The organism is Streptomyces sp. NPDC107562 (genome assembly GCF_055657325.1).
Genome location: NZ_JBVKBE010000002.1, coordinates 37,919 through 50,158 on the forward strand (window position 1 = coordinate 37,919; position 12,240 = coordinate 50,158).

A 12,240-nucleotide genomic window follows, 5' to 3' on the forward strand; every position below is an offset into this window, starting at 1 on the left:
CGGGGCCGGAGTCCTGACGGACAGGGATGTCGGTCCGGGCCCGTATCCTCAATGACCATGCTCGAAGACCGTGCGACCGCAGCGTCCTCCCCGGCAGTCTGGCCGACCGCGTATCCCCTGGGATACGCGGTCGTTGACGTGGAGACCACCGGCCTGGCCCGGGACGACCGGATCATCTCCGCGGCCGTCTACCGGCTGGACGGGCGCGGCGAGGTCGAGGACCACTGGTACACGACGGTCAACCCGGAGCGCGACCCCGGCCCCGTGTGGATCCACGGCCTGACGAGCGAGGCGCTCGAAGGGGCGCCGCTCTTCGGTGACATCGCCGAGGAGTTCGCGAGCCGGCTGGAGGGCCGGGTGCTCGTCGCGCACAACGCCGTCTTCGACTGGCAGATGATCGCCCGCGAGTACGCGCGCGTGCGGCGCGAGGCGCCGGTGCGTCAGCGGCTGTGCACCATCGCCCTGTCCAAGGCGCTGGAGCTTCCGCTGCCCAACCACAAGCTGGAGTCGCTGGCCGCGCACTACGGCGTCGTGCAGCAGCGGGCGCACCACGCGCTGGACGACGCCCGCGTGCTCGCGGAGGCGTTCCGGCCGAGCCTGCGGGCCGCGGCCGAGGGCGGCGTACGGCTGCCGCTGCACGAGTGCCGGCCACTGACGGAGTGGGTCGAGCGGCCCTCGGCCCTCATCGGGCAGCAGGCGACCGGAGGGGGCGGCTACGGCGGCTACCGGCCGGGCAGTTGGCGCCCGTCCCGCAAACGGCCCGCCTGCCCCTACCCCAACCCGGGGCGGTACGAGGAGGGCAAGCGCCTCCAGCAGGGCATGCGCATCGCCTTCTCCGGGGACACCTCGGTCGAGCGCGAGCTGCTGGAGGACCGCGCCGTCGAAGCGGGGCTGCACGTCGCCACGAGCCTGTCCCGGCTGACCAGCCTGCTCGTCACCAACGACCCGGACTCGGGCACGTCGAAGGTCGTCAAGGCCCGGCAGTACGGCACACCCGTGGTCGACGAGGCGGCCTTCGGGCAGCTTCTCGGGGACGTGGAAGCGGCCCCGGAGGGGTGACCGTACGGACGGGTGATTAGTGGGCGACTCGCCCGGCGCCCGCTCGCCCGTGCCCCGGGGACGGCTCACCCTGTGGCGCATGGCGAATTGCGAAGTTTGCGGCAACAGCTACGGAATGACCTTCGAGGTCCACGCGCAGGGCGCGGTGCACGTCTTCGACTGCTTCGCCTGCGCGATCCACCGCATGGCACCCATCTGCGAGCACTGCCGGGTACAGATCATCGGCCAGGGCGTCGAGGTCGAGGGCCACTGGTACTGCGGTGCGCACTGCGCCCGCGCGGAGGGGAGGGTGGGCATCGTCGACCGCGTCTGAGCCCCGGGAGCCCTCCCGCGCCCACCTCCACCCCGCCTCCCCGCACCCCACGCACCGCACCCCACGGCCCGAGATGTACGGTCGTGGGGTGTACCGCTTCCTGTTGTCCCGGCAGTGGGTGATCCTCACCCTTGTCGCCCTCGCCCTCATCCCGACGATGATCGAGCTGGGCTTCTGGCAGCTGCACCGGCACGAGCGCAGGGTGGCGCTGAACGGTGTGATCGCCGCGTCGCTGGCCGCCGCACCGGTCCCCGTCGAGTCCCTGACCGCGCCCGGAGCCGAGGTCGACGACGCCGACCTGTACCGGCGCGTCACCGCGCGGGGACAGTTCGACACCGCGCACGAGGTCGTCGTACGCCGCCGCACCAACGCGGACGACGAGGTCGGCTACCACGTCCTCACCCCCTTCGTCCTGGACGACGGCAAGGTGCTGCTCGTCAACCGGGGCTGGGTGCCCACGGACGGGCTGAGCCAGACGGCGTTCCCGAAGCTTCCCGCGCCCCCGGCGGGTGAGACGACGGTCACCGGGCGCCTGATGCCCGACCAGACCACCGCCGAGAGCGGCATCAAGAACGTGCGGGGCCTGCCGGACCGCCAGATCATGCTGATCGACAGCGCGCGGGAGGCCGAGCGCCTCGGCAAGCAGGTCCTCGGCGGTTACGTCGAACTGACCGCGCCCGAGCCGAAGGGCGACACACCCGAGCTGATCCCCGCCCCGGACCACGACGGCATCGGCAACCACATGGCGTACGCCGTCCAGTGGTGGCTGTTCTCGGCGGGCGTCCCCGTCGGCTGGGTGATCCTCGCCCGCCGCGAGGCCCGGGACCGCGCGCAGGCGGCGGCCGGGGAGCGGCAGGAGGAGACCGTGCCCGCGCCGGTGTGACCCGCGCCCGAGCGGTCCGCGCCGGCGCGCACCGCCCTGCCCGGCCGTGGCCCGCGAGGACCCGGATTGCCCCGCGGTTCCCCCGGGAACCCGCACTCCGTGCACCCGCCCACCAGAGAACCCGCCGAGGACATCACCGACCGCCGCATCGAGGACTACGCCCTCATCGGTGACGAACAGACCGCCGCGCTCGTCGGCACGGACGGCTCCATCGACTGGCTGTGCCTGCCCCGCTTCGACTCGGCCGCCTGCTTCGCCCGGCTGCTCGGCGACGAGGACAACGGCCACTGGCGCATCGCCCCCGTCGCCGCCGCGGAATCCGACGGCACCGCCAGCACGCGGCCCACCTGCGCCCGCCGCGCCTACCGCCCCGGCACGCTGGTGCTGGACACCGAATGGGACACCCCCGAGGGATCGATCCGTGTCACCGACCTGATGCCGCAGCGCGACCGAGCCCCCGACGTCGTCCGGATCGTGGAGGGGCTCAGCGGCCGGGTGACCGTCCGCAGCACCCTGCGGCTGCGCTTCGACTACGGCTCGATCGTGCCGTGGATGCGCCGCACGGACGGGCACCGGGTCGCCGTCGCGGGCCCGGACTCGGCGTGGCTGCGCAGCGAGCCGCATGTGCCCACCTGGGGCGAGGACTTCGGCACGCACTCGGAGTTCACCATCGGCGCGGGCGAGAAGGTCGCGTTCGTGCTCACCTGGCACCCCTCGCACGAGCCGCGCCCGCCCCTCGTCGACCCCTACGAGTCGCTGCGCCACAGCGTCGCGGACTGGGAGGCGTGGTCGGCCCGCTGCCGCTACCGGGGCCCGCACCGGGACGCCGTGCTCCGCTCGCTGATCACTCTGAAGGCCCTCACCTACGCGCCGACCGGTGGCATCGTCGCCGCCGCCACCACCTCCCTCCCCGAGGAGCTCGGCGGCGTGCGCAACTGGGACTACCGGTACTGCTGGCTGCGCGACTCCACCCTCACCCTGGGCGCGCTGCTGGCCGCCGGGTACCACGAGGAGGCGGAGGCGTGGCGCGACTGGCTGGTGCGCGCGGTGGCGGGCGCCCCCGCGGACATGCAGATCATGTACGGGCTGGCGGGTGAGCGACGCCTTCCCGAGGCCGAGCTGCCCTGGCTCGCCGGATTCGCCGGTTCCGCCCCGGTGCGCATCGGCAACGACGCCGTGCTGCAGTTGCAGCTGGACGTGTACGGCCAGGTGATGGACTCGCTGTCGCTGGCACGGATCTCGGGAATGACCGTCAAGCCGCACATGTGGCAACTGGAGTGCGCCCTGATGGAGTTCCTGCGCTCCGCGTGGCGGCAGCCGGACGAGGGCCTGTGGGAGGTGCGCGGCGGCCGCAAGCAGTTCGTGCACTCCAAGGTGATGGTGTGGGTGGCCGCGGACCGCGCGGTGCGCACCATGGAGCGCGATCCTGAGCTGAAGGGTGATCTGGAGGGCTGGCGGGAGTTCCGCGAGGAGGTGCACCGGGAGGTGTGCGAGCAGGGCTACGACCCGGAGCGCAACACCTTCACGCAGTACTACGGCTCGCGCGAACTGGACGCCGCCACGCTGCTCATCCCGCGCGTGGGCTTCCTGCCGCCGGACGATCCGCGGGTGACGGGCACTATCGACGCGGTCCGCGCCGAGCTGTGCCAGGGCGGCTTCCTGCACCGCTACAGCGCCGAGCGCACGGCCGTCGACGGGCTGCCCGGCGGTGAGGGCACCTTCCTGGTGTGCTCGTTCTGGCTCGCGGACGCGCTGCACATGACGGGCCGCACACAGGAGGCCCGGGAGTTGTTCGAGCAACTGGTGGGGCTGACCAACGACGTGGGGCTGCTGGCGGAGGAGTACGACCCCGTGGCCGGCCGCCAGCTCGGCAACTTCCCGCAGGCGTTCAGCCACATCGGTCTGGTGAACACGGCCCTCGCCCTGTTCGGGGACGAGGAGGCAGGATAGGGCGCATGGATCTTGGACTGAAGGACCGGGTGTACGTCGTCACCGGGGCCACCCGCGGACTGGGCAACGCCTCCGCGCGTGAACTGGTGGCCGAGGGTGCGAAGGTCGTCGTGACGGGGCGGGACGAGAAGCGCGTCGCCGACGCGGCGGCCGAGCTGGGGCCGAACGCCCACGGCGTGGCCGTGGACAACGCCGACCCGCAGGCGGCGGCACGGCTGATCGGCGCGGCGCGGGAGCGGTTCGGCGGGTTCGACGGGATTCTCGTCAGCGTGGGCGGTCCGCCCGCGGGGTTCGCCGCCGACGTCACCGACGAGCAGTGGCAGACCGCTTTCGAGTCGGTGTTCCTCGGGGCGGTGCGGCTGGCCCGCGCGGCGGCGGCGGAGCTGGAGGGCGGGGGTGTCGTCGGGTTCGTGCTCTCGGGCTCGGTGTACGAGCCGATTCCGGCGCTGACGATCTCGAACGCCCTGCGGCCGGGGCTGGCCGGGTTCGCCAAGTCGCTGTCGGACGAGCTGGGGCCGCGGGGCGTGCGGGTGGTGGGCGTGCTGCCGGGGCGGATCGACACCGACCGGGTGCGGGAGCTGGACTCGCTGTCGGCCGACCCGGAGGCCACCCGGGCGGCCGCGGAGTCGCGGATTCCGCTGCGGCGCTACGGAACCCCGCAGGAGTTCGGACGGACGGCGGCCTTCCTGCTGTCGCCGGCCGCGTCGTACGTGACCGGGGTCATGGTGTCGGTGGACGGCGGCGCCCGGCACGGCTTCTGAGGCCGTCAACTGACCCTTTCCGCACGGTGCCTGACGCCCTTCAGCCGGACCTTCGCCGGCAGCGACGCCAGCCCCGCCGAGTTCCGGGCGTGGGTGAGCGCACGGGTCGTCAGGTGGTGCAGCGCCTCCCCCGGGTCCACGTCGGGTTCCAGCAGGAGCCTGGCGCGGGCCTCGGGAGCGGTGCGACGGCCCCTGAGGCGGACGTGCGCGCGGGCCACACCGTCCAGGGTGGTCGCCTCGGCGGCGAGCACGTCCTCCAGGGCCCGCCCGCGCAGCAGGGCGCCCTCCCCGTCGCCGGTGTCCACGAGCACCTCGGCGAGCCGGCGCCTTCGCACCGCCGCGACCAGCCACCACAGGGCGAGCAGGAACAGCACCGCGAGCGCGGCGAGGACGGCCGGCCACCACCAGCCCGCCTCCCGCCAGCGGGTCCGTTCGGCGTCGGCCAGCAGTACGTCGTCCCGGCCGGTGTGGATCCACCAGGACGGTGCCTCCACCCCGAGCCCGACGGCCAGCACCGCACCGCCCAGCACGAGCAGCACGAGTCCCACGACGCCGAGCAGTACCCGGTTGACGGTCCCGAGCATTCCCCTCACCCCTTCCGGCCGGGCCGGCGGACGTGCACCGACAGCGCGGGGCTCCGGGACAGGCCCAGGGCCCGGATCGCGTCGGCGAGCACGGCGTCCAGGTCGGCGCGTACGTCGTCGAGTTCACGGAAGTGCGACACCGCGCGGACGTCGGCGCGCCTGCGGCCCATCCGCACCCGCGCCGACTGCACGCCGGAGACCTCCAGGGCCCGGTCACGCAGGACGGTCGCGGCGGCGGCGCGGTCCAGCACGGCGCGGACGTCGGGATGGGTGCGCCGCATGGGCAGGACGGCGCGCAGTCCGGGTGTCGCCGCGAGCACGAGCAGCCAGAGGCCGAGGGCGGCGGCGACACCCGCGCCGACCAGGACCCAGATGTCGTCGAGGGGGCGTGCGGCGAGCTGCCGGGCCAGTTCGCGACGCCACCACATGGCCTGCCGTCCGGCCCGTACGGCCGCGACGTCGTAGAGGAAGGCGCCCGCCAGGACCAGGATCAGGGTGGCGGTGAGGGCCGCGGGGACACGGCGGGCCGACCAGAAGCGGCGCGTCCTGCCGTCCTCGCCGTCGGCGCCGGGCCGGGGTTCGTAGGCGGCGGCCGACGCGGACTGGCCCAGCGCCGGCTCGGCCTTCTCGATGACCGGCAGTCTCTGTGTGGTGCCCTCGGAGCCCTCGGGCTCGCTCATCGGGTCCTCCCCTGCGCCGCGTGTGCCGCCGCCAGGTGCAGCCGCTCCACCTGGACCGCGACCTCCGGAACCTCCATTCCCACCAACGCGCCTACCCGCTCGACCACATGACGACGCACCCCGGCGCACCGGGAACCGATGTCGCTCGGGTAGTCCAGTTCGAGATGGACCCGGACCCGGGCGGTGTCGGCGGGCGTTCCCGCCGGTCCGGCGGCGCCGTGGGGCTGGGGGCGCACCACGACCGTCGCCTGTGGACGGGCGGCCTCCTGCGGCAGCGGCCCGAGCGCCTCGCGGGCGGCCTGGGCGGCGATCTTCGCGACCACCCGGTCGGCGATCGTCGTCTGCCCGCGTTCACCCGCCGGGGTGACGCCGCTCGCCCCGCGGGGTTCGTCCGGCCCGCCGCTCACGGACGTCACCGCCGCCGGTCGCGAGTACGGAAGAAGTCGCCGACTTCCAGATCCCCTTCCAGGAACCGGCCGACGACGAACCCGACGGCGCCCAGCGCCGCCACCAGCACGAACGCGCCGAACCCGCCGAAGTATCCGGCGAAGCCCAGCGCCATTCCGGCGATCATGCCGACCACGGCCCTGCTCATCGTGCGCTCCTCAGCTCGTAGCCGTGCGGGTCGTTCGGGCCCGTAGAGATGCTTTCCCTGCCATTGTGGTGCATTCCGGTCGCGGCGTGACGGTACGTCACTGGATCCGTGGCTCCGGTTCCTCGTCCTCCTCGTCCGGCAGCTTGACGTCGCTCACCGCGATGTTGACCTCGACGACCTCCAGGCCCGTCATCCGCTCCACGGCCGCGACCACGTTCTCCCGGACGGCGCGCGCGACGTCCGCGATCGACACCCCGTAGTCGACGACGATCTCCAGGTCGAGCGCGGTCTGCACCTCGCCGACCTCGGCCTTCACGCCCCGCGTCACCGACTTCGACCCGCCGGGCACCCGGTCCCGCACGGCCCCCAGCGTGCGGCTCAGTCCGCTGCCCATCGCGTGGACGCCCACGACGTCCCGGGCGGCGAGTCCGGCGATCTTCTCCACGACGCCGTCGGCGATGGTGGTCCTGCCCCGGCTCCCGGGGTCCCCGCCGCCGCGCCTGACGGGCCTGCGGGTCTGCGCCGTCGACTCGACCTCCCCTTCGGAGGTCTGCGTCCGGTCCCGGTCCATGTCGGTCATCGCCGCGCGTCCTTCCGTAGTCATGCGGCCACCGTAAGTGAGGCTTCACCGGCCCGCGCCGGGAATACGGCAGGCTGGAGCAATGACGGCGGACCGATGGACGCAGGCAGTACGACAGCAGCTGAACCTCGGCAGACTGCTCCCGCTGGGCGGGCCGAGCGACGGCGCGTGGATCACGGAGGACGCGGCCGGGGCGGTCCTGCGCCGCGCGGCGAACGCGGTGCCGGGGGTACGTCCGGGGGCGCTCCGGCTCACGCTCGGGGATCCGGACGCCGCGCCCGCGCCCTCCGTTCCCGCGCCGCCGAGCGCCCTGCCGCCCGGACCGCTCCGGGTGACGGCCGACTTCGCGGCCACGGCCGCCGAGCCGCTGCCGACCACGGCCGACCGGTTGCGCACGGCCCTGTCGGCGGCGGCGGAGCAGCGGCTCGGGCTGACGGTGGCGGAGGTCGACCTGCGGGTCACCGGGCTCGTCGACGCCCTGGTCGACGAGGAGACGGAATCCGAGGCACCGCCACCGCAGCCGCAGCCGCAGCGGGCCCGCCTGCCCGTGGACGGCGAGGCAGGGGCCGCGGCCGCCGCGGCGCTGGCGGTGCCGGGGGTGTCCTGCCTGACCGGCGTGCTGGGCGGGACGGGCCGTGCGGTGCACATCGGCGACGGTCCGGGGGATGCCGCGTCAGCGCGCCGGCACGTCCGCGTGGAACTGGCCGTCGACGCGGACCACCGGGCCCTGGAGGTGGCCCGGAAGGTCCGCACCAGGGTGGGCATCGCCCTGTCGGATCATCCGACGGTGGCCGTGCTGGTCACGGCGGTCGTGCTCGGCTGAGGCGTCACTCGCCGAGCCCCGCGAGGTCGCGCAACCTCCGTGCCTGCGCCGCGCGTTCGGCGACGCGCTGCTCCTCGTAGCTCCGGCCGCCCGCGGCCCGCAGCAGCGCCTTGGTCTCGATCACCGCGTCGCGCGGCGCAGCCAGGAGCGCCGCCGCCAGGTCACGGACGGCGCCATCGAGCTCGGCCCCCGGCACGGCGACGTTCGCCAGGCCCGTCTGCACGGCCTCGTCCGCCTGCACGGAGCGTCCCGTGACGCAGATCTCGAGCGCGCGGGCGTACCCGACGAGCCCGACGAGCGGATGCGTGCCGGTCAGGTCGGGGACCAGGCCCAGGCTGGTCTCGCGCATGGCGAACTGCACGTCGTCGGCGACGACGCGCAGGTCACAGGCGAGGGCGAGTTGGAAACCCGCGCCGATGGCGTGCCCCTGCACGGCGGCGACGGAGATGATGTCACTGCGCCGCCACCAGGTGAACCCGTCCTGGTACTCGGCGATGGTCGCGTCCAGCTCCGCGTCGTCGCCGCGCGCGAGGTCGATGAAGGACGGCTCGCCGTCGAAGCCCTCGGGAGTGAAGGCCTGCCGGTCGAGGCCCGCCGAGAACGACTTGCCCTCGGCGCGCAGCACGACCACGCGGACGGTGCCCGGCAGCAGCCGGCCCGCCTCGGCCAACGCCCGCCACAGAGCGGGGCTCTGCGCGTTGCGCTTGGCCGGGTTGGTCAGCGTCACCGTCGCGAGCGCGTCGTCGACGGTGAGCCGTACGCCGTCCTTGTCGAGTACCGGGTCGAGCGAAGCCATGGGGCGCCTCCGATGGATGCGGTCATCGTGAGTGCCGTACCGAGGCACTCCTAAGTGACTGCACAGTAACCACCCGGCCGATCACCGGACCGACCGGGTGGTCACCATCGAAGTCGAGGGAACACCCGGGCGTCAGGCCGAAGCGGCCTTCTTGCCCCGGGTCGCCCCGCCACGCCCACGAAGCGTGACGCCCGACTCGCTGAGCATGCGGTGCACAAAGCCATACGAGCGGCCGGTCTCCTCGGCCAATGCCCGGATGCTCGCACCGGCGTCGTACTTCTTCTTCAGGTCTGCCGCGAGCTTGTCGCGCGCGGCGCCGGTCACCCGGCTGCCCTTCTTCAGAGTCTCGGCCACCCGTGCCTCCTCATGGGAAGTGCGCTCTGGTCCCCTCATGATCACCCCTCCGGGCCCTCATGGCCACCCATTCGGCAAGGTCCGTGGATGAGGGTGGTGACGACAGGAGCACATCCCCACAAGAGGAATTCATGGTTCCGCCGCGCGGTGCGCATGCAGCCGAACGGGTTGTTCCGTGAAGTGCCAGGTCAGGCCCGCGGCGCCGCCAAGCCCTTGTCGATAAAGGGATGCGGCGGGAAATCGGTGTAGGACACACCGGGGTACGAGGAGATCTCACACAGATGATGGATCACGGCTAGGCCGAATGATCCATAGGCAGTGGATCAACCATTCGGTCAAGCGGAACTGACCGATCGGTCGAGCGACCGATCGGTCATCGAACGGGCGGGGCGGTCAGGCGAGGGCGACCAGATCCGCGTAGTCCGCGCCCCACAGGTCCTCCACGCCGTCGGGCAGCAGGATGATCCGCTCCGGCTGGAGCGCCTCGACGGCGCCCTCGTCGTGGGTGACGAGCACGACCGCGCCCTTGTAGGTGCGCAGCGCGCCGAGGATCTCCTCGCGGCTGGCCGGGTCGAGGTTGTTGGTGGGCTCGTCGAGGAGCAGCACGTTCGCCGAGGACACCACGAGGGTCGCCAGGGCGAGACGGGTCTTCTCGCCGCCGGAGAGGACCCCGGCCGGCTTGTCGACGTCGTCGCCGGAGAACAGGAAGGAGCCGAGCGTCTTGCGGACCTCGACGAGGTCGAGGTCGGGGTTGGCGGAGCGCATGTTCTCCAGGACCGTGCGCTCGGGGTCGAGGGTCTCGTGCTCCTGCGCGTAGTAGCCGAGCTTCAGGCCGTGTCCCTCGATCACCTGTCCGGTGTCCGGCTTCTCCACCCCGCCGAGGAGCCGCAGCAGGGTGGTCTTGCCGGCGCCGTTGAGGCCGAGGATGACGACCCGGGAGCCCTTGTCGATCGCCAGGTCGACGTCGGTGAAGATCTCCAGCGAGCCGTACGACTTCGACAGTCCCTCGGCAGTGAGCGGCGTCTTGCCGCACGGCGAGGGCTCGGGGAAGCGGAGCTTGGCGACCTTGTCGGACTGCCGGACGGCCTCCAGGCCGCTGAGCAGCTTGTCCGCGCGGCGGGCCATGTTCTGCGCGGCGACCGTCTTGGTGGCCTTGGCGCGCATCTTGTCGGCCTGCGAGTGCAGCGCGGCGGCCTTCTTCTCCGCGTTCTGCCGCTCGCGCTTGCGGCGCTTCTCGTCGGCCTCGCGCTGCTGCTGGTAGAGCTTCCAGCCCATGTTGTAGACGTCGATCTGGGAGCGGTTGGCGTCCAGGTAGAACACCTTGTTGACGACCGTTTCGACCAGGTCGACGTCGTGGGAGATGACGATGAAGCCGCCGCGGTAGGTCTTGAGGTAGTCCCGCAGCCAGATGATCGAGTCCGCGTCGAGGTGGTTGGTGGGCTCGTCGAGCAGCAGGGTGTCGGCGTCCGAGAACAGGATCCTGGCGAGCTCGATCCGGCGGCGCTGACCGCCGGAGAGCGTGTGCAGGGGCTGCCCGAGCACCCGGTCGGGCAGGTTCAGCGCGGCGGCGATGGTGGCGGCCTCGGCCTCGGCGGCGTACCCGCCCTTGGTCAGGAACTCCGTCTCCTGGCGCTCGTACTGCTTCATCGCCTTGTCGCGGGTGGCGCCCTTGCCGTTGGCGATGCGCTGCTCGTTGTCGCGCATCTTGCGGATCAGCACGTCGAGGCCGCGCGCGGACAGGACGCGGTCGCGGGCGAGCACGTCGAGGTCGCCGGTGCGCGGGTCCTGGGGGAGGTAGCCCACCTCGCCGGAGCGGGTGACCGTGCCGCCGGCGGGCTGGCCCTCGCCTGCGAGGACCTTGGTCAGGGTGGTCTTGCCGGCGCCGTTGCGGCCGACCAGGCCGATGCGGTCGCCCTTGGCGACACGGAAGGTGGCGGATTCGATGAGGACGCGAGCGCCGGCGCGCAGCTCGATGCCGGAGGCGGAGATCACGGACAGACTCCTGGGGCGGGTGGTTGGCGGGATGGGCGGCTGAGGACGTTTCCCGCCGTCTAATGCGCGAGGAGAATGGCCATGGGGCCAGTCTAACGGGGCGATGCAACCCGTTTCGGCGGCTGCGTCCGTTCCCGCGGCGGGTGCGGGGTCTCCTCCTCACCGTCCCGGGCCCTCGGGGGCGATCCGGCCGAGGTCGTCGACGGCGACGAGCTGGGTGGTCCAGGCGGCGCGGGCGCAGGGCTGGGCGAGCAGCAGGGCGCCGCCCCGGCGCAGCGCGCGTTCCGGCCGGAACGCGCACCCTGGGCGGGCGGGCAGTACCCAGCGCAGGTCGCCGTCGGCGGTGCGGTACGCCGCGACGCGGCCCGGGGTGACGACGGCGAGGATGCCGCGGCCCAGCGGACGCAGGACGCCTCCGCCGCCGTGTGCGGAGAGCCACCCGGCGGCGGCCGGGAGCGCGCGGTGCCAGCGGACGCCGGTGCCGTCGGTGCGGGTGTCGGTGACGAGTCCGTCGTCCCACAGCGTGATCGCCTCCCCGCGCGCGGGCAGCACGGTCAGGGGCCGGGCTCCGTCACGGGTGTAGCGCCAGCGCACCCGCTCCGTGGCCCGCTCGTACGCCTCGACGGCTCCCCCGCGCAGCCGCAGCTCCGCCGGAGGGTGCTGCACGCGCGCGTGCACGACGAGGCGGTCGCCGTAGGGGGCCGGTCGGGCCTGGTGGGCGGCCGCCAGGAGCGGGGCCGTGAGCAGGAGGGCGGCGACGGCTGCCGGGAGGCGGCGGGGTGCGCGTCGCGGGGGCGGGGGTGGGGAGGGTGCCGTGTCCGGGGTGAGGGGATCGGTCGGCTTCGCCACGGCCGGCAGGACGGCCACCGG

Annotated in this window: 15 protein-coding genes; 6 read left to right on the top strand and 9 right to left on the bottom strand. The window is 73.3% G+C overall.

Going from position 1 to position 12,240, the window contains the following annotated elements:
- The first annotated feature begins 57 nt into the window (after positions 1-57).
- From ACZ7LV_RS05995 to ACZ7LV_RS06015, 5 genes are all read left to right on the top strand, one after another.
- Positions 58-1,059: a DEDDh family exonuclease gene (locus ACZ7LV_RS05995; protein ID WP_471936238.1), complete on the top strand. Its 1,002-nt coding sequence runs from the start codon at positions 58-60 to the stop codon at positions 1,057-1,059.
- Positions 1,060-1,138: 79 nt separating this feature from the next.
- The gene (locus ACZ7LV_RS06000; protein ID WP_385388440.1) at positions 1,139-1,372 is read left to right on the top strand and encodes a hypothetical protein; all 234 of its coding nucleotides are present in this window, start codon (positions 1,139-1,141) and stop codon (positions 1,370-1,372) included.
- Between the two features lie 88 nt (positions 1,373-1,460).
- Entirely contained in the window at positions 1,461-2,255 is a 795-nt protein-coding gene (locus tag ACZ7LV_RS06005) for an SURF1 family cytochrome oxidase biogenesis protein (RefSeq protein ID WP_471936241.1), read from the top strand.
- A 99-nt stretch (positions 2,256-2,354) separates the two neighbouring features.
- The gene (locus tag ACZ7LV_RS06010) at positions 2,355-4,205 is read left to right on the top strand and encodes a glycoside hydrolase family 15 protein (RefSeq protein WP_471936243.1); all 1,851 of its coding nucleotides are present in this window, start codon (positions 2,355-2,357) and stop codon (positions 4,203-4,205) included.
- A gap of 5 nt (positions 4,206-4,210) precedes the next feature.
- Positions 4,211-4,966: an SDR family oxidoreductase gene (locus tag ACZ7LV_RS06015; RefSeq protein ID WP_471936245.1), complete on the top strand. Its 756-nt coding sequence runs from the start codon at positions 4,211-4,213 to the stop codon at positions 4,964-4,966.
- Between the two features lie 5 nt (positions 4,967-4,971).
- On the opposite strand, the gene amaP is transcribed toward ACZ7LV_RS06015, so the two are convergent.
- The 5 genes from amaP to ACZ7LV_RS06040 all read right to left on the bottom strand — a co-directional run bounded on the left by amaP (position 4,972) and on the right by ACZ7LV_RS06040 (position 7,405).
- The gene (amaP, locus tag ACZ7LV_RS06020) at positions 4,972-5,550 is read right to left on the bottom strand and encodes an alkaline shock response membrane anchor protein AmaP (protein ID WP_471936248.1); all 579 of its coding nucleotides are present in this window, start codon (positions 5,548-5,550) and stop codon (positions 4,972-4,974) included.
- Between the two features lie 5 nt (positions 5,551-5,555).
- Positions 5,556-6,230 carry a DUF6286 domain-containing protein gene (locus tag ACZ7LV_RS06025; RefSeq protein WP_471936250.1) on the bottom strand — a complete coding sequence of 225 codons (675 nt, stop codon included), beginning with the start codon at positions 6,228-6,230 and terminating at the stop codon, positions 5,556-5,558.
- Positions 6,227-6,646 carry an Asp23/Gls24 family envelope stress response protein gene (locus ACZ7LV_RS06030; protein WP_471936252.1) on the bottom strand — a complete coding sequence of 140 codons (420 nt, stop codon included), beginning with the start codon at positions 6,644-6,646 and terminating at the stop codon, positions 6,227-6,229. The genes ACZ7LV_RS06025 and ACZ7LV_RS06030 overlap by 4 nt, the downstream gene beginning before the upstream one ends.
- On the bottom strand, positions 6,643-6,825 hold the full coding sequence (locus tag ACZ7LV_RS06035; protein WP_189701844.1) for a hypothetical protein: 183 nt from the start codon (positions 6,823-6,825) through the stop codon (positions 6,643-6,645). The genes ACZ7LV_RS06030 and ACZ7LV_RS06035 overlap by 4 nt, the downstream gene beginning before the upstream one ends.
- A gap of 97 nt (positions 6,826-6,922) precedes the next feature.
- Complete coding sequence (locus ACZ7LV_RS06040; protein ID WP_471937750.1) at positions 6,923-7,405, bottom strand: Asp23/Gls24 family envelope stress response protein; 483 nt, start codon at positions 7,403-7,405, stop codon at positions 6,923-6,925.
- An 82-nt stretch (positions 7,406-7,487) separates the two neighbouring features.
- On the opposite strand from ACZ7LV_RS06040, the gene ACZ7LV_RS06045 reads away from it, so the two are divergent.
- The gene (locus tag ACZ7LV_RS06045) at positions 7,488-8,228 is read left to right on the top strand and encodes a nucleopolyhedrovirus P10 family protein (protein WP_471936255.1); all 741 of its coding nucleotides are present in this window, start codon (positions 7,488-7,490) and stop codon (positions 8,226-8,228) included.
- A gap of 4 nt (positions 8,229-8,232) precedes the next feature.
- On the opposite strand, the gene ACZ7LV_RS06050 is transcribed toward ACZ7LV_RS06045, so the two are convergent.
- The 4 genes from ACZ7LV_RS06050 to ACZ7LV_RS06065 all read right to left on the bottom strand — a co-directional run bounded on the left by ACZ7LV_RS06050 (position 8,233) and on the right by ACZ7LV_RS06065 (position 12,237).
- Positions 8,233-9,024 (bottom strand): enoyl-CoA hydratase/isomerase family protein, encoded by a 792-nt coding sequence (locus ACZ7LV_RS06050; protein ID WP_471936257.1) that lies wholly within the window; start codon positions 9,022-9,024, stop codon positions 8,233-8,235.
- Between the two features lie 132 nt (positions 9,025-9,156).
- Positions 9,157-9,378: a helix-turn-helix domain-containing protein gene (locus ACZ7LV_RS06055; protein WP_018567695.1), complete on the bottom strand. Its 222-nt coding sequence runs from the start codon at positions 9,376-9,378 to the stop codon at positions 9,157-9,159.
- A gap of 393 nt (positions 9,379-9,771) precedes the next feature.
- Positions 9,772-11,370, bottom strand: a complete 1,599-nt coding sequence (locus ACZ7LV_RS06060) for an ABC-F family ATP-binding cassette domain-containing protein (protein WP_471936260.1) — start codon at positions 11,368-11,370, stop codon at positions 9,772-9,774.
- Between the two features lie 159 nt (positions 11,371-11,529).
- Positions 11,530-12,237 carry a hypothetical protein gene (locus ACZ7LV_RS06065; RefSeq protein WP_471936263.1) on the bottom strand — a complete coding sequence of 236 codons (708 nt, stop codon included), beginning with the start codon at positions 12,235-12,237 and terminating at the stop codon, positions 11,530-11,532.
- Between the last annotated feature and the right edge of the window lie 3 nt (positions 12,238-12,240).

What these genes read in the sequence shown, in the direction of transcription:
- ACZ7LV_RS06015 (WP_471936245.1), top strand. Translation starts at nt 4,211, where the DNA reads ATGGATCTTGGACTGAAGGACCGGGTGTACGTCGTCACCGGGGCCACC.
- amaP (WP_471936248.1), bottom strand. Translation starts at nt 5,550, where the DNA reads ATGCTCGGGACCGTCAACCGGGTACTGCTCGGCGTCGTGGGACTCGTG.
- ACZ7LV_RS06000 (WP_385388440.1), top strand. Translation starts at nt 1,139, where the DNA reads ATGGCGAATTGCGAAGTTTGCGGCAACAGCTACGGAATGACCTTCGAG.
- ACZ7LV_RS05995 (WP_471936238.1), top strand. Translation starts at nt 58, where the DNA reads ATGCTCGAAGACCGTGCGACCGCAGCGTCCTCCCCGGCAGTCTGGCCG.
- ACZ7LV_RS06050 (WP_471936257.1), bottom strand. Translation starts at nt 9,024, where the DNA reads ATGGCTTCGCTCGACCCGGTACTCGACAAGGACGGCGTACGGCTCACC.
- ACZ7LV_RS06035 (WP_189701844.1), bottom strand. Translation starts at nt 6,825, where the DNA reads ATGAGCAGGGCCGTGGTCGGCATGATCGCCGGAATGGCGCTGGGCTTC.
- ACZ7LV_RS06040 (WP_471937750.1), bottom strand. Translation starts at nt 7,405, where the DNA reads ATGACCGACATGGACCGGGACCGGACGCAGACCTCCGAAGGGGAGGTC.
- ACZ7LV_RS06025 (WP_471936250.1), bottom strand. Translation starts at nt 6,230, where the DNA reads ATGAGCGAGCCCGAGGGCTCCGAGGGCACCACACAGAGACTGCCGGTC.
- ACZ7LV_RS06045 (WP_471936255.1), top strand. Translation starts at nt 7,488, where the DNA reads ATGACGGCGGACCGATGGACGCAGGCAGTACGACAGCAGCTGAACCTC.